Source organism: Halarchaeum sp. P4, assembly GCF_051195175.1.
GTDB lineage: Archaea > Halobacteriota > Halobacteria > Halobacteriales > Halobacteriaceae > Halarchaeum.
The window spans coordinates 510,906-535,817 of the sequence record NZ_JBNTKC010000001.1 but is presented as its reverse complement, the minus strand read 5'-3'; the positions used below and the strand labels follow the sequence as shown (position 1 = coordinate 535,817).

Genomic DNA, 24,912 nt, shown 5'->3' with positions numbered 1-24,912 from the left:
CGTCAGAACTCGTAGTCGTCGCCGAGCGAGCGCTCGCTCGTCTCGCGCATCTCCTCGCCGAACCGCTCCTCTTCTTCGCCCTCGGTGCTGACGTCGTAGACGTTCAGCCCCGTGGAGAGCAGTTCTTCGACCGCTTCCTTCCGGTTGAGGAACTCGCCCTCGTCGACGAGGCGGTCGATCTCGACTTCGATATCGCTCGGGAGGTCGACTTCGGCGGTCGGCATATCGATGGGAGATTTCAGGGCGAGACATTTCAAGACTGCGGCCGCGACACGCGCGCAGGCCACCCGAGCGCTCTTTACCTCGTGGTGGCGTACCGCACGCGTATGCACGGGGAGTCGTCGGTGAAAGTCCCGAACGGGAAGCTCGTCCGGGCGTCGGTGACCTACGAGGCACACGTCCAATCGGTGGAGATACGCGGGGACTTCTTCCTCGAACCGCCCGAGGCGCTGGCGGCGCTCGAACGCGCCGTCGAGGGCCTGCCGCGGGACGCACCCCACGAGGAGTTCGCACAGGCCGTCGACGCCGTCGAGGCCACCCTCGTCGGCTTCGACGCCGACGACGTCGCCACCGCAGTCCGGGAGGCGATGGCCTGATGGTGGAGGAATCGGCGCACGACGGCCTGCGCGTCGTCGACCCGGTGGCGTTCTCCGAACCCGTCCACCACGCGCTCGACGAGGTGTTGACCAACCGCCTGAACGCCGGCGAGGCGCCGCCGACCCTGCGGGTGTGGCGCCGCGAGACGCCCGCGGTGCCGTTCGGCCGCTTCCAGTCGTTCAGCGACGAGGTCGAAGTCGAGTACGCCCGCGAGCACGGCGTCGTCCCGGTGCGGCGGCTGACCGGCGGCGGGTCGATGTACGTCGCGCCCGGCGACGTCGTCACCTACTCACTCTACCTGCCCGAGGAGTGGGTGCCCGAGGACATCGAGGAGAGCTACGCGGACCTCGACGCACCCGCCATCGAGGCCCTACAGGAGTTAGGGCTCGACGTCCGGCACGAACCGCTGAACGACGTCGAGCACGACGACGGCAAAATCGGGGGGTCGGCTCAGTTGCGCTCCGGCGGGACGGTGCTCCACCACACGACGATGAGCTACGACCTCGACACGCGCGAGATGCTCCGCGTGCTCCGCATCGGCGAGGAGAAGGTCTCCGACAAGGCCGTGCAGTCCGCGGAGACGCGCGTCGCCGTCATGACCGACTACCTCACCGAGTCGCGCGACGCCGTCATCGACGCCATCGTCGAGGCGTACGCCGAGCGCTTCGGCGGCGAGCGGGGCGAGTTGACCGCCGACGAGCGCGAGGCCGCGCTCGAACTCGCGGACGCGAAGTTCTCGACGCCCGACTGGAACGAGAAACTGTAGTCAGCCCACGACCGCGCGGGTGCGACGACCGCGAAGAATGAGCGGCGTGTCGCGGGACCGAACTACGCGAAGAGTACCCACGCGAACAGCATGACGGTGACGCCGACGGCGACGAACGGCGCGTACTCCCGGTAGACGGACTGTGGGTGGTCGGGGACGACCCGTTCGCCGTCGATCTCGTAGAGGTCGTAGGACGTCCCTTCGAAGGTGTAGTCCACCTTCGTCCCGGGGATGGTGAACGTCTCGACGGTGCGACGGATGACGCCGCGGCCGCCCTCGATGGGCGGGTCGAAGGTGTGCGTCGTCTCGTCGCTCCGTCGGCCGGCCGCGCGCTCGACGCGCTCGATCGGGAGAGTGTCCGCGGCCGCGGTGACGTCCTCCTCGATGGTGTAGTCGACACTGCCGGCTTTGGCCTCGTAGACGTGGCCTTCGGCCTCGCAGGTGTCACACTCGACTTCGGCACTCCCCTCGCAGACCGGACACTGCTGGCGGCCGTCGCCCGCACAGTCCGGACACTGGAAGCGCGACTGGCCGTCGCAGGTCGGGCAGCGGAACGTGCCGTCGCCGCCGCAGTTCGCACAGTCCGCGGGGCCGCTGTTCGCGTGGACTTCGCCGTGGCCGTCGCACGCCCCGCAGGCGACGGTGCCGTCGGCGCAGTCGCAGTCGCGGATGCCGTCGCCGCCACACTGCGGGCAGTTCACCCGGCCGTCGTGACACTCCGGACAGGTGACGGTCTGACCGCCGTTGCAGTCCGGGCAGGGCTTCGAGGCGACGTCGTGTTCGACGAACGCGACGGTCTTCTCGGTGTAGTTGTGTGGCGCGTACTCGTGGCGCTCCGCGAACGCGACGCGGTCGCGGCACGCGGCCTGATACTCGCTCTCGGCGTACTGGCGGCGTTCGACCGTCTCGGTCGCGTGGAGGGCGGTCTCGATTTCCTTCGTGGCGTCCTCGGTGACGACCTCGTCGATGGTCGCCTCCCGGGGGAGTTCGTCGGGAACCTTCCAGTCCTCCGCGAGGGCGGCGAGCAGGTCGACGCCCCGGCCGCCCCGCCGGTCGTGACCGTGTCGGTGACTGCCGTGGTGGTCGCGGCCGGCCGACGGGGACGGGGCGCGGCGCCCGGCGCGTCCGGACGTCTCGCTCGGCCCGTCCGCCCCGCTCCGCGTCGTCGGTCGTCCGCGAGGGTCGCTGGACATGGCGCTCGTATCCTACGACGAATGGCTGTAAAAAAGGTTGAGCGCACCCCTGACGGGCCGCCGACAGGACGAACCGGTCGATATCTAAGTGGCGGGCGCCAAGCAACGGGTAGCCCATACGGGGCCAGAATGAGCGCATCAGACGACGACCCCGACCTGACGCGCGTCCTCGACGCACTCGACGACGCGGACTGTCGGGCGTTCCTACGTGCCCTCGACGAACCAATGACGGCGAACGAACTCTCGGAGACGTGTGACGTACCGCTCTCGACTACCTACCGGAAACTCGAGCAACTGACCGAGGCGACGCTCGTCGCGGAGGAGACCGAAATCCGCCCGGACGGACGGCACCGCTCGCGCTACCGGGCGGCGTTCGACGCCATCGAGCTCTCCTTCGACGACGACCGCGACCTCGTCGTGGACCTCGAACGGCCGGCGCGCGGCCCGTCCGAGCGCCTCGCGGACATCTGGTCGGAGGTGCAACGCGAGACATGACGCCGACAGGACTCGGCCTCACGACGCTCGTCACGCTGCTGAAGACGGTGACGCTCCTGCTCGGGGGTGCCATCACCTATTTCGCCTACGAGGCGTCCGTCCGCACCGGCGCGCGCTCCATCCGCCTGCTCGCAGTTGGTTTCGGCGTCGTCACCGTCGGCGCCCTCGTCGCCGGCATCGTCGACACCCTCCTCCACGTCGGCACGATGCTCGCGCTCGTCGCCGAAGGCTCCTTTACCGCTATCGGCTTCGCCGTCATCCTCTACTCGCTCTACGTGGAGGACTAGCGCGGGCCTGTACGGAGCGCGACTGCCCCTTCGTCCTCGCCTGGTTTCGTGTCACGCCGTCACGGAACACGTACCGTATCCGCAGATTCAAGTAATACCCAGAGAATCCTGGACTATGAACGAAGTGCGGACTGACGACCATGGCGGGGCGTTCGAGGGCGAACGAACCCTCCGCGTCGGTGCCGAGCGGCCCATCCGCATCAGCGCCGGCCACCGCCTCCTCCACCACGACGGCAAGTGCGCACGCCCGCACGGCCACAACTACGAGATCACCGTGACCCTCCACGGCGAACTCACCGAGGAAGGGTGGGTCGCGGACAAGGGCGAGGTGACGGACGTCATCGACGCGTGGGACCACCGCTTCCTCGTCGAGGACGGCGACCCGCTCGTCGAGGCGTTCGAGGCGAGTGGCGACGCCGACTCGCTCGTCGTCCTCGAACGCCCGCCAACGGCCGAAGTGATGGCCGCGACGCTCGAAGCCGAACTCGCCGAGACGCTCCCCAAGACCGTCAGCGAGATCGCCGTCTCGGTGCGCGAGACGAGCGAGCTCACCGCCGCCGGGGGCGGGACGCCGTGCCGGTGAGCGACGAAGCGGGCGAGGCGTCGCCCGCCGACGCGCCCGCAGACAGCCTCCCCATCAACGAGCTGTTCCACTCGCTTCAGGGCGAGGGCACGCTCGCGGGCGTCCCCTCGACGTTCGTGCGGACGTCGGGCTGTAACCTCCGGTGTTGGTTCTGCGACTCCTACCACACGTCGTGGGAGCCGACGGGCGACTGGATGAGTCTCGACGACGTCGTCGCCGCCGTCGAGGAGAAGCCGGGCGACCACGTCGTCCTCACCGGCGGCGAGCCGTTCGTCCACGAACAGTCCGTCGAACTGCTCGAGCGCCTCGCCGACCGGGGCTACCACCTCACCGTCGAGACGAACGGCACCATCTATCGGGACGCCCCCGTGGACCTGCTGAGCGTCAGCCCCAAACTCGCCTCCAGCACGCCCACCGAGGCGAACGCCCCCGAGGACGTCGATCCCGGCGTCTGGACGGAGCGTCACGAGGAGCGTCGGGTCGACACCGGGACGCTCGCCGACCTCGTCGAAGCCTACGACTGCCAGTTCAAGTTCGTCGTCACCGACGAAGCCGACGTGCAGGACGTCGAGGCCCTCCTCAGCGACGTTCGGGCGGCGGCCGGGTCGGCCGGCGACGATATCGACGTCCTTCTCATGCCCGAAGGACAAACACGTGACCAACTAGACGAAACCCGGGAGACAGTCGCCGAACTCGCGATGGAGTACGGCTACCGCTACACGCCGCGCCTCCACGTCGACCTCTGGAACGACGCCCCCGGTACCTGAGACGATGACCGACGGAACACAAACCACCGACACCGAGACGCGCGACGATCAGCCAGTCGACCACGAGCAGCTCAGCCACGCCACCCGCCTCATCCTCGACGCGGTCGGCGAGGACCCCGAACGCGACGGCCTCGTGGACACGTGGGAGCGCCGCGTACCCGACGCCTACAAGGAACTCACGCAGGGCTACCGCGAGGCGGAGAAGCCGACGATGCGGACGTTCGACGCCGAGGGCGAGGACCTCGTCGTCAAGACCGGGATTCCCTTCTACTCGCTCTGCGAGCACCACCTCCTCCCGTTCCACGGCGAGGCCCACGTCGCCTACCGGCCGGACGGGCAGGTGGTCGGCCTCTCGAAACTCGTCCGCTACGTCAAGTGGGCCTCGAGGCGGCTCACGATTCAGGAGCAGCTCACGCGCGACATCTCGGAGGGCCTCGCGGAGGAAATCGGCGCGGACGCCGTCCTCGTCGAGCTCTCCGCCACTCACATGTGTGAGGCGATGCGCGGCGTCGAAGCCCACACGACCACGACGTCGCGCGCGAGCGTCGGCGAGTTCGACGACGACGAACGCCAGCGCTTCCGCGACGCCATCGCGGCGGAGGGCCGGCGATGAGCGAGCAGAAACGGGCCGTCGTCCTCGCCTCAGGCGGGATGGACTCCGCGACCGCCATCGCCGTCGCGAAGGACCGGGGCTACGACGTCTGCCTCCTCCACACTTCCTACGGCCAGCGCACCGAGGACAAGGAGTACGAGTGCGCGAAGGCGCAGGCCGAGTATTACGACGCCACGGACTTCCTCCACCTCAATCCGGACCATCTCGCGACAATCGGTGGCTCCGCGCTCACGGACGACGACATCGACGTCGGGGACGCCGACATGGAGAGCGAAGAGGTGCCCGACACCTACGTCCCGTTCCGGAACGCGAACCTCCTCGCGATGGCCGTCTCCTACGCCGAAGCCCAGGACTGCGAGGCGATCTTCATCGGCGCGCACTCCGAGGACTTCTCGGGCTACCCGGACTGCCGACCCGAGTTCTTCGAGGCCTTCCAGCGGGTCGCCGACGTCGGCACCAAGGACGACACCCACATCAGCATCGAGGCGCCGTTCACCGAGTGGTCCAAGACCGACATCGCCGAGAAGGGCCTCGAACTCGACGTCCCCTACGAGCTCACGTGGAGTTGCTACCGCGACGAGGCGCCGGCGTGCGGGACGTGCGACGCCTGCGCCTTCCGCCTCGAGGCGTTCCGGAACGCGGGCGCCCGCGACCCCATCGAGTACGCCGAGCGCCCCGACTACTGAGCGATGGAACGTGACGTCGCCGGCACGACCGTTCGCGGCGTCGACGTCGACGCGGAGACGCGCTGCGTGCACTACGACACCGACCGAGACGTCGTCGCCATCCGTGCGGCGTGCTGTGACACCTATTACCCCTGTCACGCCTGCCACGACACCCTCACCGACCACGACTGGCGCGTGATTCCCCGCGACGCGTTCGACGACCCTGCCGTCCTCTGTGGGGCGTGCGGTGCGACGCTCACCGTACGCGAGTACGCCGACTGCGACGACGCCTGCCCCGTGTGCGGCCGCGCCTTCAACCCGGGTTGCAAGCGCCACTGGGGACGCTACTTCGTCCCGCGCGAGTGACGCGACGACCGCGCCCGGCTCCTCCATCGAAACCCGCTACTGAGCCCTGCATAGCGCGAAAAACACTTGCAATGGTGGGGTGTGAGCGGCCGGTCCGGCGCAGTCGCTCACCGAGTGGAGGAAAATGCACACCCGTGGAAGGGTGCGGAGAGAACGTGTGCGAGACGGAGCGTCTCGCCGAGTACGGTCGCTTACGCTTCCGCGAGAACGTGGGTGGAACCAACGGGTTCCGCTCGCACTTGCGTCGGCTTACGCCTCAGCAAGGACGTCGTCGAACTCGCCGGCGTCGACCTTCTCCTTGAAGCCGCGTGCGTCCTCGCCCTCGATGGTGACACCGAGCGAGACGCAGGTGCCCGCGACTTCCTTCGCAGCGTTCTTCGTGTCGTACGCGAGCAGGTCGGGCTTCTTCTGCTCGGCGATGGACTTCAGCTGTTCGATGTCGAGGTCCGCGACGAAGTCCTCCTGGGGCTCACCGGAACCGGTCTCGAAGCCGGCCTCGTCCTTGATGAGCTCCGCCGTCGGCGGAACACCGACTTCGATGGAGAAGGAACCGTCCTCCTCGTACTCGATGGTGACGGGGACTTCGGTGCCGTCGAAGGCCTCAGTCTGGTCGTTGATCTCGTTGACGACCGCCTGCACGTCCACGGGCGTGGGACCGAGCTCGGGGCCGAGGGGCGGGCCGGGGTTGGCCTGCCCGCCGGGCACGAGCACTTCGATGGTATCAGCCATGCGTGAACGAAGTTTCGCGGCGGATTTAAACGGTTCGAATCGCGCTCATTCGAACGCGGCTCGACTCGGAGGGGTGGAATCAGGGGAGTGTGATGCCCTGTCGGGCGAGGAAGGAGCTGGCGTCCTGTATTTCGACCGGGCTCCCGATGACGCGGACGGTGTCGCCGCGCTCGAAGACCGAGACAGTGAAGCGCTCGGTAAGTTCGTCTTCGACGCCGTCGAGCGCACCGGCTGGCAGAACGATTTCCGTGCTGTCGCGGTACGTCGACGGGTCCGCCATGTCCCGTACTCTCGGGAGGGGGTCTATGAACGTGTCGAAACCCGTGACGTGTTTGTTCCGCGGGGACACACCGGACGAAAGTGCTTTCCGGCGAGACGGCCCAGTTCAGGGTAATGGGACTGGAGGAGGAGATCGAGGAACTCGAAGAGGAGATTGCGAACACTCCGTACAACAAATCCACCGAGGCACACATCGGCCGGTTGAAGGCAAAGCTCTCCGAGAAGAAGGAGAAACTCGAACAGCAGCAGTCCGGCTCCGGCGGTGGGGGCGGCTACAGTGTCAAACAGCAGGGCGACGCCACCGTCGCGCTCGTCGGCTTCCCCTCGGTGGGGAAATCCACGCTCGTGAACGCGCTGACGAACGCCGAGAGCGAGGTCGGCGCCTACGAGTTCACCACGCTCGACGTCAACCCCGGCATGTTGAAGTATCGGGGCGCGGACATCCAGATTCTCGACGTCCCCGGCCTCATCGAGGGTGCGGCAGGCGGCCGCGGCGGCGGGCGCGAGGTGCTCTCCGTCATCCGCTCGGCCGACCTCGTGGTCTTCGTGCTCTCCGCGTTCGAAATCGATCAGTACGACCGACTCTACAACGAACTCTACGACAACAAGATCCGCCTCGACACGGAGCCCCCGCACGTCCGCATCTCGAAGAAGATCAAGGGCGGCATCGACGTGAACACCTCCGGCGACCTCGAACTCGACCACGACACAGTTCGAGAGGTCCTGCGCTCGCAGGGCTACGTGAACGCGGACGTCACCATCCGCGGGAACCCGGACGTCGACGAACTCGTCGACGGCGTGATGGACAACCGGGTCTACCTCCCGTCGCTGACCGTCGTGAACAAGGTCGACCTCATCGAGCCGTCGTACGCGGAGACCGTGAAGAGCCAGCTCCGCGAGCGCGACATCGACCCCGACTCGGCCGTCTTCATTAGCGCGCACAAGGAGAGGGGCCTCGACGCCCTGAAGGACCGCCTCTGGAACGAGCTCGACCTCATCCGGGTCTACATGGACAAGCCGGGCCGCGGCGTCGACTACGAGGAGCCGCTCGTCCTCCGGCGCGGCGAGACGGTCGACGACGCCCTCGACAAGCTCGGCGGCGACATGGACGACCGGTTCCGGTTCGCGCGCGTCTCCGGGCCGTCCGCGAAGCACGACGACCAGCAGGTCGGGCGCGACCACGTCCTCGAGGACGAGGACGAACTCCGCCTCATCGTCCGGCGCTGACCCCTCCACGCTCCCTCTTCGTCCCGGATCGAAAGACCCTCACACGCCGGCGCCGAGTCACCGGACATGTCCGTGCGCCGCGCCGCCGTCCGTCGCCTCCTCGTTCTCTGTGCCGTCGGCCTCGTCCCGTGGACGGTCATCCGCTGGACAGATGCGGGGCGCGCCGACTATGGGGCCTACTTCGCGTACGGCATCGGCGACGTCGCCGGCCCGCTCGGCGCGCACATCACGACGCTCCCGACGTACGTCTCGCAGGCCGTCCTTGATGCCTACTGGTTGCAGGCGTGGCCGACGGCGGCGTTCCTCTTCGCGTGCGCGCTCGCGAGCGCGGCGCTCGGCCTCCTCGGACGGGAGGACCGGCGCGTGACTGCCGGCCTGCTCGCGATGGCGGGCGCGAGCGCTGGCCTGCACGCCGCCGGGCTCGCCGTCCACAACGGCCGTCTCGTCGTCCTCCCGCTCGGCACGCTACTGTTGTGGAGCGTCGCGCTCCTCGCGTATCCCGACGCGCTCAGGCGTCTCGTCTTCGTCCGGCCTCCCCCGTAATCGGCCGCCTCCGGTACGCTTAACGCGCGCGCGGTCCACCACTCGTCCATGAGCGAGAGTGACCACGTACTCGACCACGTGATGATTCGCGTCGGCGACCTCGAGGAGGCGATGGACTGGTACCAGACCCACCTCGACTACGTCGAATACAGCCGCTGGGAGGCCGACACGTTCACGAACGTCAAGCTCGGCCCCGAGGACATGAGCGAGGACGGCGCGCTCCTCGAACTCACCTACAACCACGGTCGCTCGGAGTACGAGATGGGCGACGCGTGGGGCCACATCGCGGTGCGCGTCGAGGACGTCTACGATGCCTACGAGGAGCTGATGGACGAGGGCGTCGAGGACTACCGTGACCCCGAGTCCTGTGGCGGCTCCTACGCCTTCGTGAAGGACCCGGACGGCCACGAGGTCGAAATCGTCGAGCGCGATTACGGCGCGAAGTGGAGCCTCGATCACACGATGATCCGCGTCGAGGACGCCGACGAGGCCATTGGCTACTGGGCGCGCAAGTTCGAGTACGAGCCCGCGGGCCGCTGGGAGTCCGACACCTTCGCGAACTACTTCATGGCACCGCAGGGCGACCATCAGAACGCGATGACCGTCGAGCTCACCTACAACTACGACGGCCGCGAGTACGACCTCGGCGACGCGTGGGGCCACCTCGCCGCGCGCGTCGGCGACCTCGAGGAGGACTGGGAGACGCTGATGGAGCGGGAGTCCGAGGACTACCGCGACCCCGAGTCCTGCGACTACAACTACGCGTTCACGAAGGACCAGGACGGCCACGAAATCGAACTCGTCACCGCGGACGTCGAGGAGCGCGTCGGGGAGTAAACGGTTTTCGCAGACACGGCTGGTCGGTGGCGTCGCACGACGGCGCGAACTGCCGCCGTAGTCAGACCCAGCCGTCCCGATTTCCGCATCGAGCAGTCGCTTACGGAGTGGGACGCGCGTCCGGCGTCGCTAGTTCTCGATGTGTGAGCGAACCCAGCGTGTCTGGCGGTCGAGCCATTCGCGGCCGGCGTCGGTAATGACGTAGGCGTTCGTCCGACCGTCGGCGTGGTGTTTCTCGACGAAGCCGCGCTCGCAGAGCGAGTCGAGGTGGTGGTAGAGTTGCTCGCTGCGAATCGTGGCGTCGTGATACTCCTCCAGTTCCCGTTTGATGTCCTGCCCGCACGGGTCGCCGTAGTCGGCGACGAGCACGAGCATCTCGCGTTGCAGGGCGTGGAGCGTCCGCATCGAATACTCGATAGCGGTGCGTGGTAATCAACTTGTTGCGATTGGGAAGCTACCAGACGCCGCCCGCGAGTTCGAGGACGACGCCGTCCTTCCCGACGACGACGGGCGCGGGCGTAACGGTGGCGTCGAGGAGGCGGGTGCCGGTCGGCGTGGCGGCTTTCACCCAGTCCTTGTCGGTGCGCTGGTGGACGGTCCCGCTCCCGCCGACGGCGATGGCGCCGTTCGCATCGCCGGAGACGCCGTAGATGGTGTGGCTCCCGAGGTCGTAGGGCGTCCACGTTCCGTCCGTCGGGTCGTAGTGGGCGGCGAAGCCGCTGCCGCCGGCGACGAAGAGACCGTCCGCGAAGCGCGCGGCGGCGTGCCAACTGTCCGTCGAGGCGTCGGGGACGCCGACCTGCTTCCAGCCCTGATGGGCGGTGGTACGGTGGAGGCCGCCCGACCCGGTGAGGATGTAGCCGACGCCGCTCTCGCGGGAGAGCGCGGCGGTGACCGAGGAGGCGTTCGCGGGGTGGAGGCGCGCGGCGAGCCGCACTGTCGTTCCTTCGGCCGTCGCGGAGACGACGGTACCGGCAGAGGACCCGACGAGGAGTTTCTCGGACCCGCGCTTGCCGAGGGCGGTGATGGCGCGGAAGCTCTCGGTGAGGCCGAACGGCTCCGAGGCGTCGTGGCGTTCCCCGGACGGCAGGTCGTAGTAGCCGAGCGCGCCGTCGTCACCGCAGAACCAGAGGCGTCGCCCGTCGCCGGTGACGGCAACGTCGTAGAGGTTGCTGTCGTCGGCGCTGGGGCCGTGCTCGACGACGTGGCCCCATTTCGCGTTCGCGCTGCGGCCGAGGACGATGCCGCTGTCGCCGACGGCGGCCGCGCCGTTCGCGGTGTGCGTGACGGCACGGAGGTTCTCGTTCGTCGGCGTCTCGTGTAGTTGCCAGTCGCCGGGCGCCTCGGATTTTGCGAACGACCACATAAGTGAAATAAACAATAGGGTGACACCTAAAACGCGGGTGTCACGCGCGGTGTCGAGGCGGATGCCGCTCGCCGGCGCCTCAGCGTGGCAGGAGGTCGTCGGGCGCGTCGGCGAGGCCGCGCAGGGCGTCCGCCTCGACGTGGTGGAGGTCGCCGGGCACGAGGAGCATGTGGAGCGGGTCGCCGAACTCCTCGTCGGCGAGCGCACCGAGTCGGTCGGCGTGGACGACGGGGTCGGGACTGCCGGCGCGCGCGACGACGACGCCGAGGGCGTCCGGGTCCCACGCCTCCGCGAGCAGGCCCGCGGCGTAGTCCGCGCTCATGTACTCCTCGAAATCGGGGTCCTCGCCCTCGGGGCCGCGCCCGACTTTGATGTCGAGGTAGCAGAGCGTGTGGAGGCCACGCTCGCGGTTGGCCTCGATAGTCTCGGTGACGGAGTCGGGCACGACGTCCGCGCCGTGCGCCCACTCGAAGGGGAGCGTCGTCGCCTTCCCGAAACGGTAGTTCTGCAGCCCGGTGAGCGAGGACGCCGCGGACTCCGCCGTCGGCGCGTGAATGACGCGTGTCTCGATGCCGCGTTCGTGCGCCCGGAGGCGCAGGTCGACGTGCGTCGTCGAAATCATCGTGTCGCCCGCGGTGAGGAAGACGGCATCGCCGTCCGCGGCGGCGTCCAGAATCGGGTCGGGGTGCTGTTCGACGCCCGCGCGGTCGCGCATCTCGATAGTGGTGTCGTGGTAGTCCTCGAGGTCCGCGACGTCCGCGCCGACGAGGTGGCTCGTGTAGAACTCCGCGAACGCCCGGTCGGCGTCCGCGATGGCGTCCCGTCCCTCGACGGTAATCGAGCGTTCGTCGTAGAGGCCGAGGCCGACGAAGGTGAGCATGCGCGCTACTCGGGAGGCGGCGCGGATACCGGTTTCGCTGCCCGCCGACGGCGAACGCCAGCGGTAAGGCCGAGCAGGCCGCCACTACGTCCATGAACGCGCCCTGCGTCCGCGTCCCGACCGAAGCGGGCGAGCGGACCCGCACGCGCCTCGCCGAGGCCGACCTCGTGGCCGAGGACCTCGACATCGTCGTCGAGGACGGCGACCTCTACATCCCCGTCACCGACCCCGACGCCGTCCCCGACGACCTCGACGTCGTCGAGCACGACGTCCCCGAGCGAGACACGCAGACGACGCCCGCCGACGTTCTCGGCTTCGAGCCGTCCTACGAGCGCCTCGGCGACGTCGTCATCCTCGACGAGGACGACCCCGCCCGCGCCGCGCGAATCGCCGACGCGGTCATGGAGTCCGACCTACGCGCGAAGACCGTCGTCAACCGCGCCTCCAAGGTCAAGGGCGAGACGCGCGTGCGCGACTGGGACGTCCTCGCGGGAGACGGCACCGAGACCGTCCACCGCGAGTACGGCTGTGAGTTCCACCTCGACATCGCCGAGGTGTACTTCTCGCCGCGACTCGCCACCGAGCGCCACCGCGTCGTCAAGCAGGTCGCCGCGGGCGAGCACGCCTTCGACATGTTCGCCGGCGTCGGCCCCTACGCGATTCCGATGGCGGAGGCCGGCGCGGACGTCGTCGCCGCCGACATCAACGAGGAGGCAATCGACTACCTCCGCGAGAACGCCGAGCGCAATGGCGTCGCCGAGCGCGTCACCGCCCACTGTGGGGACGTTCGGGCGCTCGCCGCCGAGTACGAGGGGTGGGCCGAGCGCCTCGTGATGAACCTCCCGCACACCGCCAACGAGTTCCTCGACGCCGCCGTCACCCTCGCCGGCGACGACTGCGTCCTCCACTACTACGACATCCAACACGAGGACGAGCGCTACGCGCCCGGCGAGGCCGCCATCCGCGCCGCCGCCGAACCCGAGTACGACGTCGACGTCGAGACGCGCCACACCGTCCGCTCCTACGCCCCCCACGAGTACAACGTCTGTCTCGACGTCCGCCTCACGCGGCGGTGAGACGTGCCCGGCGTCGCCGACCGGCCGTGCGAGAACGCGCCACGCGAACTCCGATTCGCAAGCCTTATTTCTCCCATCCGGCTACGATAGAGTGCACACACGGTGCCTGACGGCGTGGAGACAGGCCCGCTGCGTGCCGGTGTAGCTCAGCTGGCAGAGCGATTCCTTCGTAAGGAATAGGTCGAGGGTTCAAATCCCTCCACCGGCTCTTCTACTTTCGTCCAAATCCGAGAGCGCTGGCTCTACCGTTCTCCCGACACCCCTCGAAACAGTTGCAACGGTGGTGGGGGTACCGTCTCGTCGACAGTCGACCGGCGGCCGATAGGCGTCGACGGACGGTTTTATCGGGGAGGGAGCGAATGAACGGGTATGGACAACGGGTGGGTCCGGGACGCCATGCTCATCGTGGTGACGTACTGCGTTCTCGGCCTGGGCCTCGGCGTCGCGGGCTACGTCGGCCTCTCGTGGGTGGCCGGCGTCGCGGGTGTCGTGGACGATGCGGTCACGAACGTCGTCTTCCTGCAGAGCGTCGTCGCCGTCTTCTTCGCAGGGCCGACCGTCGCTGCGCTGGCGGGGCTCGCTGTCGGCCGCGTCACCGAGGAGTCTACCGAGGCGGCGTGGACGGCGGGTATCGGGACCGTCGTCGGCTTCTACCCGATGGTCGCCCTCGCCGTCGTCGTGTTGTCGACGGCGATCGGCGCGACGACTGGGGGGTCGGGTGGTCTCACACAGTACGTCGGGCTGCTGGCGTTCGCGGCCGCACCGACAGGTCTCGTCGGCGCGGCCTGCGGCGTCCTCGGAACGCGCGTCGCCCCGAAACGCCGCCCCCGATTCACGGGGCGCGCCCTCGCCGAGTAGGGAGAGTGTCGAGGAGCACATCGTCGCGTCAATCGGCTGAGAAAACGCGACGACGTCCGCCGGCTTGCGCGGGAACTCGTGACGAACGACGGAGGGCGACGTGCTCGTTCAGTACTCGTCGACGTGGAGGACCTCGTCGACACCCCGGCGCGGGAGGCGCTCGACTTCCTCGCCGCCGCTCGGGCCGACGGCAATGAGGACGACGGGCACCTGGTCGTCGGGGATGTCGAGGAACTCCGCGACGCCGTCGAAGTCGACGCCGCCCATCGGCGTGGCTTTCAGACCGCGGGCGTGCGCGCTGAGGAGGAAGTTCTCGGTGGCGAGGCTGGCGTTCCGGACGGCGAACTCGCGGTCGGGCTCGCTCTCCATCGCCTGCTCGATGCGCTCCTCCGCGTCCTCCTCGGTGATGCGTCCGGCCTCCGCCCACTCGCGATAGACGCGCTCGGCGTTCCGCTCGGGGGTGGTGTGGCCAGTGACGACGACGCCGGTGCCGGCGTCCCGGAGGTGCTCTTGCCCGTAGGCGAGTTCGACGAGGCGATCGAGACGCTCGTCGTCGCGGACGGCGATGAACTCCCACGGCTGGAGGTTGAACGCGGAGGGGGCGTACGTCGCGTCGCGGACGAGTTCGCGCAGCGTCTCCTCGGAGACGTCCTCGTCGGGGTCGAAGTTGTGTCCGGATCGGCGCGTCCGGATGGCCTCGACGGTTTCGGGGAACGCGGCGTCGTGTGCGACTTCGTCGGCGTCGGCGAACGTCTGGTCGGTCATACCCACGATAGGGGCGAGTCTCTATATTCGCGCCGGGGTTGTCTACGGTTTCGCCGATTTGTGCGAGGCAAGCCAGCATACGTCAACCCGCCGACGGTGGTGACGGACGGCCCCGCGGGCGAGTGGGTCGGACGGCGAGCGTGGCGGGTGCGCGACGACGCGGGTCGCTCAGAAGAGGTCGCGCCGGTCGGCGATGACGCCGTCGACGCCGCGCGCGGCGAGCTGTTCGGCGTCGGCGACAGTTCGGACGGTCCACGCGTTCACCTCGAACTCACGGTCGTGGGCCTGCGAGACGACGGGCGTCGAGACGCACTGCTGGACGCTCGGGTGGACGGCCGCACAGTCGAGGTCGGCGGCGACGTCGAGGGGCCTCTCGACGCCGTCGTCGAACAGGAGCGCACGGGGAACGTCGGGTGCGGCGTCGCGGAGTTCGGCGAGCGCGCCGGGGAGGAAGGAGGAGACGACGGCGTCGTTCGGGTAGTCGGCGAGGGTGTCGGCGACGTCGGCCGCGAGCCTCGGTTCTTTGAGTTCGACGTTGAGGCCGACGGACGCGGGGACGGCCTCGCAGACGTCGTTGAGCGTGGGGACGCCGTCACCGGTGCCGAGGACGTCGCAGGCGGCGAGTTCGTCGTAGGTGAGGTCGGCGACGTGGCCCGTACGGTCGGTGACGCGGTCGACGGTGGCGTCGTGGATGACGACGAGTTCGCCGCTTGCACAGCGTCGCACGTCGAGTTCCACCATGTCGACGTGGTCGGCGACGCTCTCCATCGCCCGAACGGTGTTCTCGGGGAACTGTTCGGCACACCCCCGGTGAGCGATGGTCCTCATCGGCGCTGCTCCGGGCCGCGGGTGCGTGGTCGCCGCGTGCTCGGCGTCGTGGTCGTGACTGGGGGGGTCATGGCCGTTGACTACGGTAGCCACGGGGTTGGAGTTTGCTAATTGTAGTCCTGAGGGTTGGTGAGCGCTCCGGAGTGCTCAGGTCGCCTGTGGAGTGGAACCATCGGACGGGGACACACCACCGCTGCAAGTGTTTCGCCGTGCGAGGGGCGGCCGGTCGTGTCGACCCGGGGGGACGCCCATCCCCCACACACCACTGCTGCAAGTGTTCCACCGAACGAGGTGTGTGGGGGAGACAACTTGACCGGAGGAGCGTCCGAGGAGCGACGTCGGGTGACGGTCTGCCGGGCGAACGCGGGGAGGGGGACACCACCGCTGCAAGTGTTTCGTCGCGAGGGATGGGGTGGGCGTTCGAACGGAGCACCACCTGCCGGGACGGTCACGTCGACGCCGAAGCAGCGACTAACGGCGAGGACAGACTCCACAGGGCAGAATCGAGACAGACGACTCTTCGTTCTTTCTCTCTTCTCTAGCTAGGTGCTAGCTAGAGCTAGTAGTAGAGTTTATTGCCTATGTCCAAAGAGTTATTCGTTATTGAGAATCCGCCTCGTGTCTCGTTGGGCTCACACGCTATATCTGTTCGTTCATCCGGTCGTGTCTAGTATTGCCTCTCCCCACGCGTCCCTGTCCGCTACCCAACTCTGCTATCTTTCAATGCTCTCGAAAACACGTCTCCGACCCGGCCGGTGCCGTCCCGTCAGGTCGGGTCAGTCTGGTCGAGAAGCCCCTGTCGTTCGGCGGCGGCGCGAAGGCGGTCGGTCTTGAGGTTCTGCGTGATGGCGAGCCCGTCGAGCGTCGTGACGACGGCGTCGACGGCGACGCCGAGTTCGTACTCGTAGTAGGCGCCGCCGCTCCGGCCCTCGTTTCGCTCGTGGCGCTTCAGAATGCCGAGCATCACGAGGTCCGAAAGGTGGGCGTGGAGGCTCCGCATCGCGAGCGGGTCGTGGCCAGTCGCCTCTGCGACCTCCTCGTAGCGGTCGTAGATGGTCTGGCGGCGCACCGGCATCTCCTCGCCGAACACCGTGAGGTAGGCGATGGTGTAGAGCGTGAGGTGGTCGTGGCTCGTCAGGTCCTTCATCGACTCCTCGATTTGGCGCTTCTCGAGGCGCGAGCGTGCGTCCCGGACGTGGTCCTCGGTGACGCGTCGGTCGTCGCGGCGGCGTGCGAGGTCGCCGGCCTCGAAGAGTAAATCGAGGGCCTGCCGAGCACTCCCTCTGTCTTGGGCGGCGAGCGCCGAGCAGAGGGGCACGACGTCCTCGGAGAGTACGCCGTCCTGGAAGGCCAAATCGGAGCGCTTCTCGAGGATGTTCCGGAGTTCGTTGCCGTCGTAGGGCGGGAAGTGAATCTCGCGCTCACAGAGGGTGTCCTCGACGCGCGGGTCGAGTTGCTCGCGGAACTTGAAGTCGTTCGAGATACCGATGATGCCCACTTTCGCGTCGTGGAGGTTCTCGTTCGAGCGTGCTCGGGGAATCTGGTAGAGGAGGCTGTCGTCGTCGCCGATGTAGTCGATTTCGTCGAGGACGACGAGGATGGTGCCCCCGACGTTCTCCAGTTCCTCCCAGAGCATGTCGTAGACGGCGTCGCGCGGGTAGCCCGTGGTCGATATCTGCTCGCCCTCCTCGCGGAGTTCGTTCACGAGGTTGACCGCGACGCGATAGGAGGAGGTGAGGTGCTCGCAGTTGAGGTAGACCGTCGTGATGTCGAGGTCGTCGTAGCGTTGCGCGTCGCGTTCGAGGTGCGAGAGGAGGTATTTGGTGGCGACCGTCTTCCCGACGCCGGTCTTCCCGTAGAGGAAGATGTTTCGGGGCTGTTTGCCGTTGATGACGGGCTGGAAGTACGCCTTGTACTCCTCGAGTTCCTCGTCGCGCTCCTCGATGCGCTCCGGTTGGTAGTCATCGCGAAGCACGTCCTCGTCGGCGAAGATGGCGTGCGTCCGCTCGAAGACCGTCATGGCGACTCGGTAGTCGCCCCGTTCGGTTAAAACCCACCGATGCGAGTGTTGCGACTGTTGCACCTGTTGCGTCTGTTGCGTGAGCACGACCGACGGCGCACAATCGCCCCGCCACGACGCCACTCTCTCCCTCGCGTGGCAGAACACTTGCAGCAGTGGTGTGTGGGGGTGGGTGACTTCGACTACTCCACTCCGTATCTATGTCCCCACGTCCGTTGGAACACTTGCAACGGTGGGGCGTGGGGGGCGGTCACTCGAATTCCCCTCACCGCTCCCCGCCCGTTCGGCGGAACACTTGCAGCAGTGGTGTGTGGGGGTCGGTGCCTGCCGGGTCGGCACTCCCGTCGGTAGTATCCCTCGCGACGAAACACTTGCAACGGTGGTGTGTCGGCGCGCCGGCACGCCGCTCCTCTCTCCTCCCTCCTCGCGTGGCAGAACACTTGCAGCAGTGGTGTGTGGGGGTCCCTCAGAGCGTCGGCCCGCCGACCACCGGCTTGAGATGCGCGCCGTCGACCTCCTTCTTGCGGTTCTTCGGGAGGCTGAAGCGGAAGTAGAATCGCTGTTTCTCCCCGCTGTTGAGGTGGTTGAGCGTCTGCGAGCGCTCGGCGACGATGCTGTCGTCGTCGCGGCGCAACTGGCACTTCATCGTCACCTCGTCGATGGCGTGGTGAGTCTTGTTCGTCACCGACCCCGTGATGGTGACGTGGAACGCGCCGCCCTCCATGTAGCTGTCGTAGTGGTACGTCCAATGCACGTCGGCCGCCGACCCGCTGAGACAGCCACTGCCGATGCCGAGTGCCGCCGTCCCCGCGGCCGCGAGGAACGTCCGCCGGTTCATACCTCCGGCTTCGTCCCCACGGTGGTTAAATAACCAATCTCACGGCGAGGAAAAATCGAACGAACGCCGCCCGTCTTGCCCGCCACACGTCGCTCGTCCCGTGTTACGCGTACTCATAGCGCGCGAGGACGGTGCCGTTCGCCGCGCGGACCGTCACCGCGTCGCCGCCGTTGTTCCAGACGGGACTGGAGGCGCCCCAGTAGTAGTCGTTCGCGGTGTCCGTCCCACTCCCGGTGTGGAGTGTCAGCGTCGCGCCCGCCGCGAGCGTCGCCCCCGACGGGAATGTGTAGGCGTGCCCGGCGGCGTCCGTCACCGTCGCGCCGCCGAGGGCGAGCGATTCCTCGCCGGTGTTCTCGAGGACGACGTACTCGTCGTTCAGGTTCTCGCCGTCCGGGCCCGCGGCGTCCGCGTTCACGGACGCGACCACGAGCGCGCTCGACCCGGCGCCCGCCGTGGTCGTCGAGCTGGCGGTAGTCGACGTGCTACCGCCGCTCCCGTCCCCGGTCGCACAGCTCCACAGCCCTTCGCGGGCGTCGTAGGAGGCGTTCATCGCCGCGGAGAACCGCGGCTGGCGACTGAACCCGCTCTCGTAGACGCGCGCGAACCCCTGCTCGATGAGCGCGTAGTTGTGGTTCGTCCCGTTCACGTAGACGTAGGCGAGCAGGCGGCCGTAGTAGCCCCGGCGGTCGGTGTTCGGGTCGAACGCGAGCGTGACGTGCGCGCCCGCGAGGCGCTCCTTCGTGTAGTCGCTCGCGCGCTCACCCCAGGTCCGCAGACACTCGCGGCCCGCCGCCGTCGAGGGAACGCCGCGGAACTCTTCGGGTGTGTTGTCCGACCAGACTTCGGGCGTGTCGATGCCGACCAGTCGGACGGTGTCCGTCGTCCCGTTCGCGAAGCGGACGTCCACCGTATCGCCGTCCGCGACGTCCACGACGGTGGCGTTCAGCGTCGCGCCGCGCGGGGACAGGTTCGCCGCGTCGCCGGTCGTCGGCCCCGAGGCGGTCGTCCCGTCAGTCGCCGTCGTCTCGGGTGTCGGCGACGACCCGGGCGAGACGCACCCAGCGGTCACACAGAGCAGGCAGAGACAGAGGGCGAGGAGCGTCGGTCGCTTCACGACCGGTGGTTCCGCCGGCCGAGCCTTAACGACCCCGGCCGCGTCCGGGCCGGGAGTCGCGTCCTACTCGCGGACGCGTCGGCCGGCGAGCAGGACGCCGACGAGGACGCCGAGCGCGCCCGCGACGGGCCCGAACCCGGGGACGCCCGGGATGGCGCTGCCGCCGTTGACGCGGACGGTCGCCGTACGCTCGCCGACGCGAACCGTGTGCTCGCCGCCCGATTTGAACGTCACCGTGAACGTCCCCGTCACCGTCCCGTTCGGCGCGAGGTGGGGCGACCACGACCCGGTCGTGCGACCGTCGACGGTGATGGCGTAGGTCGTGTTCGCGGGATGGGGCGTCGGGTTCGCCACCGTCACGGTCACGCCGACGGGCTGGCTCGCGTTCACCGACGTCCGGTTCACCGAGAGCGAGCGCACGACCGGCGTCGACGGCCGGACCACCTCGACGGGGATTTCGCGATAGCCGAGGTCGAGGACGTATTCACCGCGCTCCGTGACGGTCGCGCTGAACGAGACGGGCGCGGTGCTCCCGCCGTCGACGCGCCCGCTCGTGGACGCGACGACGGTGTCGTTGCGCCGGAGCGTCGCCTCGTAGCGCCCCGCGTGGTCGCCGAGGTTCCGCACGGTGGTGTTCAGGACGAGCGTTTCGCCCGGTGCGAGCGTCAGCGTGCCGTCGAGTGCGTCGACCGTCGTGTTCCGCCACGGTCCGCGCACCGAGAGGGTGCCGCGGTCGAGCGCGAACTCCATGCGCGGCGGCGTCTCGCCGAACACCCGCTGGTGGGTGGCGTACGACCACATCTCGGGTACGGCGTCCGTCTGCGTGTATCGGGCGGCGGCCGAGCGCGTCTCGGCACTCCCCGCCGCCTCGACGGCTGCGAGGAACTCCGTCTGCGTGACCGAGTCCGAGTCCGCGTTCAACTGCGCGAGCACGTCGTTGTAGCTCCGCCCGCCATCGGAGGCGGTGCGAATCCGCCGGTCGAGCGTCCCCGAGACGAGCGCGCCCTTCAGGTAGTTCGCGAGGCGACTCCACGTCGAGGGCTGGGCGAGCACCGCGCTCGCGTAGGGCGAGCGTGTCCCCCGCGCGAGGTACGACCGGAAGTCGTCGTAGGTAATGTGGCCCTGCTGGAGTGTGAGCAGACTCGCGTAGTACTCCGCGCCGCCCTCAAGCGTCCACTTCGTCGCGTTCGTCGTCGCGTAGGCCTGTCGCGTGTGGACGTACTCGTGCAACCAGACGTTCTCGGGGACGTCGAGCCGGCTGTTAGCGCGCACCCACGCGTCGCTCCCGCCGTACTCGAGGCCGGCCGGCCCCCAGTCGACGCTCGTCGGCGCGGCGACGACCCGAATCTCCCGGTCGCGCGCGCCGACGGTCAGTGACCCTGACGCGGCGGCGAAACTGTCAAGTATCGCTTCGGGCGACTCGCGCAGCGAGGCGGCGGCAGGGACGACGAGGCGGAGGCGCTGGCCGTGTGCGCGGCGCTCGTAGGTCCGGTGTGGCCCGAGATAAGCCATCGCGTTCCCGGCGACACCCTCCCCGGCGACGGCGGTCTGGCGCTCGAGGCCGACGTGCTGTGCGCCGCGCCACGACCAGTGCGTGCCGAACTGCGGGATGGGGACGATGGCCCACGACCCCGTGTCGACGAAGGAGTAGCCGCCGTCCTCGCGCGCGGCGTTCGCGCCGATTCTGGCGTTCGTTCTGCTCGCAGTCGGCGTGACGGCGCTCGCGTTCACGACGCCGCCGGCGCGCGCGCTGTGCGGACCCGTGACGGTCACGTTCCCGGAGCGCGCCCGCACGCGGTCCAGCGACCGGCTCCCCGCGAACGTCCGGTTTGCGGGCACGCGCAGCGTTATCGAGGGGTTCGTCGTCTTTCCGTCCCACTTGTAGCTGTTCCCCTCAGCCGACGCGAACCCCGACGTCCCGACGACGCGCTCGCGTGACGGGACGGTGACGCTGAGCGCGGTGACGCTCTCGGGGAGGTCGTAACTCACCGTGGCGGTGACCTCCCCCGACGTCTCGGGCGTGAGCGCGAGCGTCGTCGTCTGCGTGATGGTCGTGGTGTGCGACGCCCCCACCTGCTCGACACCGACGCCCACGCCGGCGATGGGCGCGACGACGAGGAGCACGCCGAGGACGAGTGCCCGTGTCTGCATACTCCGAGTCCTCGGGTGGGTCTCTGAAAGGACTGTCTACTCCGCCGTCGCTCCGCGGTTCCAGAGGATTCGCGTGTCGGTCGCCCTCTCCCTCCCGCTCGCCTTTCCGCGGTTCCTCTGGAACCGCGTTGTCCGACACTCTTTACCCGACAGGTCGGCTACATCGGGTATGGTCGAGAACGTCATCTGGCCCGCCTACTTCGACGCGACGCTCTCCCGTCGCGAGGGCCGCCGCGTCCCCCTCTCGCTCGCCGTCGAGGAGCCGACGGTGGACGAAGTCGCGAAGGCCGTCGGACAGGTCGGCTACGACGCCGTCATCGAGCGCGAGAAGGCCTACCCCCGACAGGGATGGACGGAGTCCGGGCGCGTCCTCGTGAAGGACGCCGACGACGCCGGGAAGTCCGACCTCCTGCAGGCCGTCGGCGCCTACGTGTCGACGCTCCGCGAATGAAGCGCGCGGGCGACGTCGTCCGGAGCGCGCAGGGCCTCGCCATCGTCCGCTGCGTCGACGAGAACCACCCCGACATGGGCGCGGAAGTCGTCGACGAACGCCTCAGCGACGTCGGCCGCGTCGTCGACGTCTTCGGGCCCGTCGAGAAGCCCTATCTCGCGGTGTCGCCGGATGAGGCCTCCCCCGCGTCGCTCCTCGGGTCGAAAGTCTACGTCCGATAGGGCGACGCCTCCGGGACCCACGCTGCTGAACCCGAAAGGGCGAAGGCGCGCGCGCCAGTCGTCTCGCGCATGGACCAACGCAAGGGCGTGCTCGCCGCCTGCGGGGGCATCTTCCTCACCTTCCTCGCGATACAGCTCGGCGCGCTCGCGCTCGTCGAGCCGTTCAAGCAGGCGGGCTACCAGACCGTCCAGGACCCGCAGAACCCCGCGAACAGCGCGCTCTACCTCGCCGTCATCCTCGTCGCCACCGCGTTCATCCTCGTTGCGTTGAAGTACGGCGGCGACCAAGTGTTGCGGGCGTTTATCCTCCTCACCGGCGCGATGATTACGGTCTACGTTTTCGGCGTCCTCCCCGGCCTCACGGTCGCCGGCGTGAACGTCGTGCCGTGGCTCGCCGCCGGCGTCCTCCTCGCCGCGCTCCTCGCGTACCCCGAGTGGTGGGTCATCGACCTTGCCGGGGTCATCATGGGCATCGGCGCGGGCGCGCTCTTCGGTATCAGTTTCGGGATTCTGCCCGCGGTTCTCCTCCTCGCCGCGCTCGCCGTCTACGACGCCATCAGCGTCTACGGCACCGAGCACATGCTCACGCTCGCCTCCGGCGTCGTCGCGCTCAAACTCCCCATCCTCCTCGTCTACCCGACCACTCGGGACTTCTCCTTCCGCGAACGCGCCGCGGAAGTCGCGGAAGGCGACGAGGAGGCCGTCGACGCCGAGAACGACGACGCGGAGACGTCCGACGCGGACGAACCCGAAGCCGAGACGCACGGCGAGGAGGGCCGGGACAGCATCATGATCGGCCTCGGCGACGCCGTCATGCCGACCATCATGGTCGCCTCCGCCGCGTTCTTCCTCTCCGACGTGCCGACCGTCGCCGGCGTCGCGCTCCCCGCCGTCACCGCGCTCATCGGCACGATGCTCGGCCTCGCCGTCCTCCTCCGCATGGTGCTCCAGGGCCGCGCGCACGCCGGCCTCCCCCTGCTGAACGGCGGCGCGATACTCGGCTACCTCGTCGGCGCGCTCGCCTCCGGCCTCTCGCTCGTCTCGGCGCTCGGCCTCACCCCCTACGTCTGACGGGCCGGCCCGACGCCGTGGAGGCCGTCCGCGGCCGCGACGTAGACACCGCCTTCGACTGGTGCGACGCCGTCGATACCGCGGACGATTGTGTCCTCGCGCTGTGCTGATCCCGTTCCGTATGACCAGCGCTGGCTCCCGTCCGTGACGTCGAACGCCCGGAGCGTGGCCGAGTCGACCGCGTAGAGGGTGTCGCCGCGGCGCGCGACCGGCCGCCCGCGCTCCGCGAACGCGACGGTGGTGCTCCCGTCTGCCGGGTCGAGCGAGACGAGGCGGTCGTCACCGCTGACGTGGACGGCGTCACTCGCGACGACCGGGGCTCCGTCAACGTCGGCATCCCCGAGCGCGCGCCAGCGTTCCGCGCCCGTCGCCGCGTCGAACGCCACAACGCCTCCGGCGGCCACGACGTAGACCGTCCCGTCGGCGACGACCGGCGTACTGCTGCGGGCGTCCGGGAGCGTGCGGTGCCAGCGCTCGTGACCGCCGTTCGTCGCGTCGAGCGCGTGCAGACCGTCCCCGTCCGCGAGGTAGACGGTGTCGTTCGCGACGGCGACCGGCGGGGCGAGCTGTCCCGCCGTGCCGTGCCGCCAGCGGGTCTCGCCCGTCGCGGCGTCGAGCGCGCGCAGGTGCGGGTCGGTCCCCTCTGCGCCGCCCGTGCGGACGTAGACGACGCCGCCCGCGACGGTCGGCGGCGACTCAACACCCGGCATCGCGGGGCCGCGCCACCGAACCGCGTCGCCCGCCGCGTCGAAGCGGTACGCCCGCTCGAAGGTCGTCCCGTAGACGCCGTCTCCCGTGACCGTCGGCGCGCCGGTGACGCCGTCGTGGGCGACCGACGTGCGCCCGACTGCTTCGGCCGTCGCCGGGTTGCGCCGCGTGAACGCCGTCGCCCGGCGGTTCCGCGTCGCCCGGCGGTTCCGCGTCGCCCAGTTGTAGAGCGCGCCGTCGGCGACGACCGGCGGACCGCCCGCGTCCAGTATCCAGTAGGTCTGAATCTCCGTGAGGCCAGCGCCGCCCGCGGCGACGGCGGCGTTCGTGGCGTCGTAGCGGTGACTCGGCCACTCGCCGGTGACGTCAAGCGCGGGCGACCCCGGCGGCGTCGCCGTCACACCGCCGTCCGTCGACTCGCCGCCCGCGCCACAGCCCGCGAGACCGGCGAGCAGGCCGGCGCCGAGCGTGCGGAGGGCGCGCCGACGCGTCGGTATTCGTGTCACGGTACCCACGTCTCCGGGCGGAGGCAAGTGTCTTCGGTCCCGAGAACCGCGGGGAACCAAAGGGTGTATGTCACTCTCGTCTCCTTCTGAGTGACAATGATGAGCACGAGTC

31 protein-coding genes and 1 tRNA gene are annotated in these 24,912 nt (G+C 68.8%); 18 read left to right on the top strand and 14 right to left on the bottom strand.

Going from position 1 to position 24,912, the window contains the following annotated elements; all coding sequences use genetic code 11:
* Window positions 1-2: 2 nt before the first annotated feature.
* On the bottom strand, window positions 3-224 hold the full coding sequence (locus tag ACQUS8_RS02800) for a DUF7120 family protein (protein WP_435096590.1): 222 nt from the start codon (window positions 222-224) through the stop codon (window positions 3-5).
* A gap of 102 nt (window positions 225-326) precedes the next feature.
* On the opposite strand from ACQUS8_RS02800, the gene ACQUS8_RS02795 reads away from it, so the two are divergent.
* Together ACQUS8_RS02795 and ACQUS8_RS02790 are read left to right on the top strand one after the other, a co-directional pair.
* Window positions 327-596 carry a hypothetical protein gene (locus tag ACQUS8_RS02795; protein WP_435096587.1) on the top strand — a complete coding sequence of 90 codons (270 nt, stop codon included), beginning with the start codon at window positions 327-329 and terminating at the stop codon, window positions 594-596.
* Window positions 596-1,363 (top strand): lipoate--protein ligase family protein, encoded by a 768-nt coding sequence (locus ACQUS8_RS02790; RefSeq protein WP_435096584.1) that lies wholly within the window; start codon window positions 596-598, stop codon window positions 1,361-1,363. Before ACQUS8_RS02795 ends, ACQUS8_RS02790 begins: the two co-directional genes overlap by 1 nt.
* 62 nt (window positions 1,364-1,425) lie before the next feature.
* On the opposite strand, the gene ACQUS8_RS02785 is transcribed toward ACQUS8_RS02790, so the two are convergent.
* Complete coding sequence (locus ACQUS8_RS02785) at window positions 1,426-2,556, bottom strand: hypothetical protein (RefSeq protein ID WP_435096581.1); 1,131 nt, start codon at window positions 2,554-2,556, stop codon at window positions 1,426-1,428.
* Between the two features lie 129 nt (window positions 2,557-2,685).
* On the opposite strand from ACQUS8_RS02785, the gene ACQUS8_RS02780 reads away from it, so the two are divergent.
* From ACQUS8_RS02780 to ACQUS8_RS02750, 7 genes are all read left to right on the top strand, one after another.
* Entirely contained in the window at window positions 2,686-3,051 is a 366-nt protein-coding gene (locus tag ACQUS8_RS02780) for a helix-turn-helix domain-containing protein (protein WP_435096578.1), read from the top strand.
* Window positions 3,048-3,338, top strand: a complete 291-nt coding sequence (locus ACQUS8_RS02775; protein WP_435096575.1) for a DUF7521 family protein — start codon at window positions 3,048-3,050, stop codon at window positions 3,336-3,338. Before ACQUS8_RS02780 ends, ACQUS8_RS02775 begins: the two co-directional genes overlap by 4 nt.
* Window positions 3,339-3,453: 115 nt before the next feature.
* Window positions 3,454-3,921 carry a 6-pyruvoyl trahydropterin synthase family protein gene (locus ACQUS8_RS02770; RefSeq protein ID WP_435096572.1) on the top strand — a complete coding sequence of 156 codons (468 nt, stop codon included), beginning with the start codon at window positions 3,454-3,456 and terminating at the stop codon, window positions 3,919-3,921.
* A complete protein-coding gene (locus ACQUS8_RS02765; RefSeq protein ID WP_435096569.1) occupies window positions 3,912-4,688 on the top strand; it encodes a 7-carboxy-7-deazaguanine synthase QueE in 777 nt (258 codons plus the stop codon). Before ACQUS8_RS02770 ends, ACQUS8_RS02765 begins: the two co-directional genes overlap by 10 nt.
* 4 nt (window positions 4,689-4,692) lie before the next feature.
* Window positions 4,693-5,301, top strand: a complete 609-nt coding sequence (folE, locus tag ACQUS8_RS02760; RefSeq protein WP_435096567.1) for a GTP cyclohydrolase I — start codon at window positions 4,693-4,695, stop codon at window positions 5,299-5,301.
* Window positions 5,298-5,987 carry a 7-cyano-7-deazaguanine synthase QueC gene (gene queC, locus ACQUS8_RS02755; protein ID WP_435096564.1) on the top strand — a complete coding sequence of 230 codons (690 nt, stop codon included), beginning with the start codon at window positions 5,298-5,300 and terminating at the stop codon, window positions 5,985-5,987. Before folE ends, queC begins: the two co-directional genes overlap by 4 nt.
* A 3-nt stretch (window positions 5,988-5,990) precedes the next feature.
* Window positions 5,991-6,332, top strand: a complete 342-nt coding sequence (locus tag ACQUS8_RS02750; RefSeq protein ID WP_435096561.1) for a CHY zinc finger protein — start codon at window positions 5,991-5,993, stop codon at window positions 6,330-6,332.
* Between the two features lie 249 nt (window positions 6,333-6,581).
* On the opposite strand, the gene ACQUS8_RS02745 is transcribed toward ACQUS8_RS02750, so the two are convergent.
* Together ACQUS8_RS02745 and ACQUS8_RS02740 are read right to left on the bottom strand one after the other, a co-directional pair.
* On the bottom strand, window positions 6,582-7,061 hold the full coding sequence (locus ACQUS8_RS02745; protein ID WP_435096558.1) for a 50S ribosomal protein L11: 480 nt from the start codon (window positions 7,059-7,061) through the stop codon (window positions 6,582-6,584).
* Between the two features lie 79 nt (window positions 7,062-7,140).
* The gene (locus ACQUS8_RS02740; protein ID WP_435096555.1) at window positions 7,141-7,341 is read right to left on the bottom strand and encodes a VNG_1110C family protein; all 201 of its coding nucleotides are present in this window, start codon (window positions 7,339-7,341) and stop codon (window positions 7,141-7,143) included.
* Between the two features lie 113 nt (window positions 7,342-7,454).
* Between ACQUS8_RS02740 and ACQUS8_RS02735 the strand changes: the two genes are divergently transcribed.
* From ACQUS8_RS02735 to ACQUS8_RS02725, 3 genes are all read left to right on the top strand, one after another.
* Complete coding sequence (locus ACQUS8_RS02735; RefSeq protein ID WP_435096552.1) at window positions 7,455-8,567, top strand: OBG GTPase family GTP-binding protein; 1,113 nt, start codon at window positions 7,455-7,457, stop codon at window positions 8,565-8,567.
* A 66-nt stretch (window positions 8,568-8,633) separates the two neighbouring features.
* On the top strand, window positions 8,634-9,110 hold the full coding sequence (locus ACQUS8_RS02730; protein ID WP_435096549.1) for a TIGR04206 family protein: 477 nt from the start codon (window positions 8,634-8,636) through the stop codon (window positions 9,108-9,110).
* A 48-nt stretch (window positions 9,111-9,158) separates the two neighbouring features.
* The gene (locus ACQUS8_RS02725) at window positions 9,159-9,947 is read left to right on the top strand and encodes a VOC family protein (protein ID WP_435096546.1); all 789 of its coding nucleotides are present in this window, start codon (window positions 9,159-9,161) and stop codon (window positions 9,945-9,947) included.
* Window positions 9,948-10,076: 129 nt separating this feature from the next.
* Here ACQUS8_RS02725 and ACQUS8_RS02720 read toward each other — a convergent pair whose 3' ends face one another.
* From ACQUS8_RS02720 to dph5, 3 genes are all read right to left on the bottom strand, one after another.
* Window positions 10,077-10,352: a PadR family transcriptional regulator gene (locus ACQUS8_RS02720; protein WP_435096543.1), complete on the bottom strand. Its 276-nt coding sequence runs from the start codon at window positions 10,350-10,352 to the stop codon at window positions 10,077-10,079.
* Window positions 10,353-10,401: 49 nt separating this feature from the next.
* Entirely contained in the window at window positions 10,402-11,313 is a 912-nt protein-coding gene (locus ACQUS8_RS02715; RefSeq protein ID WP_435096540.1) for a hypothetical protein, read from the bottom strand.
* Window positions 11,314-11,392: 79 nt separating this feature from the next.
* Window positions 11,393-12,193 carry a diphthine synthase gene (gene dph5, locus ACQUS8_RS02710; protein WP_435096537.1) on the bottom strand — a complete coding sequence of 267 codons (801 nt, stop codon included), beginning with the start codon at window positions 12,191-12,193 and terminating at the stop codon, window positions 11,393-11,395.
* A 92-nt stretch (window positions 12,194-12,285) separates the two neighbouring features.
* Here dph5 and ACQUS8_RS02705 point away from each other — a divergent pair, with 92 nt between their 5' ends.
* The 3 genes from ACQUS8_RS02705 (at window position 12,286) to ACQUS8_RS02695 (ending at window position 14,127) form a co-directional block, all read left to right on the top strand.
* Window positions 12,286-13,269 (top strand): class I SAM-dependent methyltransferase, encoded by a 984-nt coding sequence (locus tag ACQUS8_RS02705; protein WP_435096534.1) that lies wholly within the window; start codon window positions 12,286-12,288, stop codon window positions 13,267-13,269.
* Between the two features lie 135 nt (window positions 13,270-13,404).
* Window positions 13,405-13,477 (top strand) — tRNA-Thr (locus ACQUS8_RS02700).
* Between the two features lie 161 nt (window positions 13,478-13,638).
* On the top strand, window positions 13,639-14,127 hold the full coding sequence (locus ACQUS8_RS02695; RefSeq protein ID WP_435096531.1) for a hypothetical protein: 489 nt from the start codon (window positions 13,639-13,641) through the stop codon (window positions 14,125-14,127).
* Between the two features lie 108 nt (window positions 14,128-14,235).
* Here the strand turns inward: ACQUS8_RS02695 and ACQUS8_RS02690 are convergent, their stop codons facing one another.
* The 6 genes from ACQUS8_RS02690 to ACQUS8_RS02665 all read right to left on the bottom strand — a co-directional run bounded on the left by ACQUS8_RS02690 (window position 14,236) and on the right by ACQUS8_RS02665 (window position 21,843).
* Entirely contained in the window at window positions 14,236-14,892 is a 657-nt protein-coding gene (locus ACQUS8_RS02690) for a nitroreductase family protein (protein ID WP_435096528.1), read from the bottom strand.
* 168 nt (window positions 14,893-15,060) lie between these two features.
* The gene (locus tag ACQUS8_RS02685; protein WP_435096525.1) at window positions 15,061-15,720 is read right to left on the bottom strand and encodes a glycerophosphodiester phosphodiesterase; all 660 of its coding nucleotides are present in this window, start codon (window positions 15,718-15,720) and stop codon (window positions 15,061-15,063) included.
* Between the two features lie 766 nt (window positions 15,721-16,486).
* Window positions 16,487-17,740 (bottom strand): orc1/cdc6 family replication initiation protein, encoded by a 1,254-nt coding sequence (locus tag ACQUS8_RS02680; RefSeq protein WP_435096522.1) that lies wholly within the window; start codon window positions 17,738-17,740, stop codon window positions 16,487-16,489.
* Between the two features lie 466 nt (window positions 17,741-18,206).
* The gene (locus ACQUS8_RS02675) at window positions 18,207-18,578 is read right to left on the bottom strand and encodes an FxLYD domain-containing protein (RefSeq protein ID WP_435096519.1); all 372 of its coding nucleotides are present in this window, start codon (window positions 18,576-18,578) and stop codon (window positions 18,207-18,209) included.
* Between the two features lie 103 nt (window positions 18,579-18,681).
* Window positions 18,682-19,692, bottom strand: a complete 1,011-nt coding sequence (locus ACQUS8_RS02670; RefSeq protein WP_435096516.1) for a lamin tail domain-containing protein — start codon at window positions 19,690-19,692, stop codon at window positions 18,682-18,684.
* A 63-nt stretch (window positions 19,693-19,755) separates the two neighbouring features.
* Window positions 19,756-21,843 carry a hypothetical protein gene (locus tag ACQUS8_RS02665; RefSeq protein ID WP_435096513.1) on the bottom strand — a complete coding sequence of 696 codons (2,088 nt, stop codon included), beginning with the start codon at window positions 21,841-21,843 and terminating at the stop codon, window positions 19,756-19,758.
* Between the two features lie 169 nt (window positions 21,844-22,012).
* Here ACQUS8_RS02665 and srp19 point away from each other — a divergent pair, with 169 nt between their 5' ends.
* The 3 genes from srp19 to ACQUS8_RS02650 all read left to right on the top strand — a co-directional run bounded on the left by srp19 (window position 22,013) and on the right by ACQUS8_RS02650 (window position 23,586).
* Window positions 22,013-22,294 (top strand): signal recognition particle subunit SRP19, encoded by a 282-nt coding sequence (srp19, locus tag ACQUS8_RS02660; protein WP_435096510.1) that lies wholly within the window; start codon window positions 22,013-22,015, stop codon window positions 22,292-22,294.
* Window positions 22,291-22,515: an H/ACA ribonucleoprotein complex subunit GAR1 gene (locus ACQUS8_RS02655; protein ID WP_435096507.1), complete on the top strand. Its 225-nt coding sequence runs from the start codon at window positions 22,291-22,293 to the stop codon at window positions 22,513-22,515. Before srp19 ends, ACQUS8_RS02655 begins: the two co-directional genes overlap by 4 nt.
* A gap of 69 nt (window positions 22,516-22,584) precedes the next feature.
* Window positions 22,585-23,586: a presenilin family intramembrane aspartyl protease PSH gene (locus tag ACQUS8_RS02650; protein WP_435096504.1), complete on the top strand. Its 1,002-nt coding sequence runs from the start codon at window positions 22,585-22,587 to the stop codon at window positions 23,584-23,586.
* Here ACQUS8_RS02650 and ACQUS8_RS02645 read toward each other — a convergent pair.
* Window positions 23,577-24,800 (bottom strand): PQQ-binding-like beta-propeller repeat protein, encoded by a 1,224-nt coding sequence (locus ACQUS8_RS02645; RefSeq protein ID WP_435096501.1) that lies wholly within the window; start codon window positions 24,798-24,800, stop codon window positions 23,577-23,579. The genes ACQUS8_RS02650 and ACQUS8_RS02645 overlap by 10 nt on opposite strands.
* Window positions 24,801-24,912: the final 112 nt, after the last annotated feature.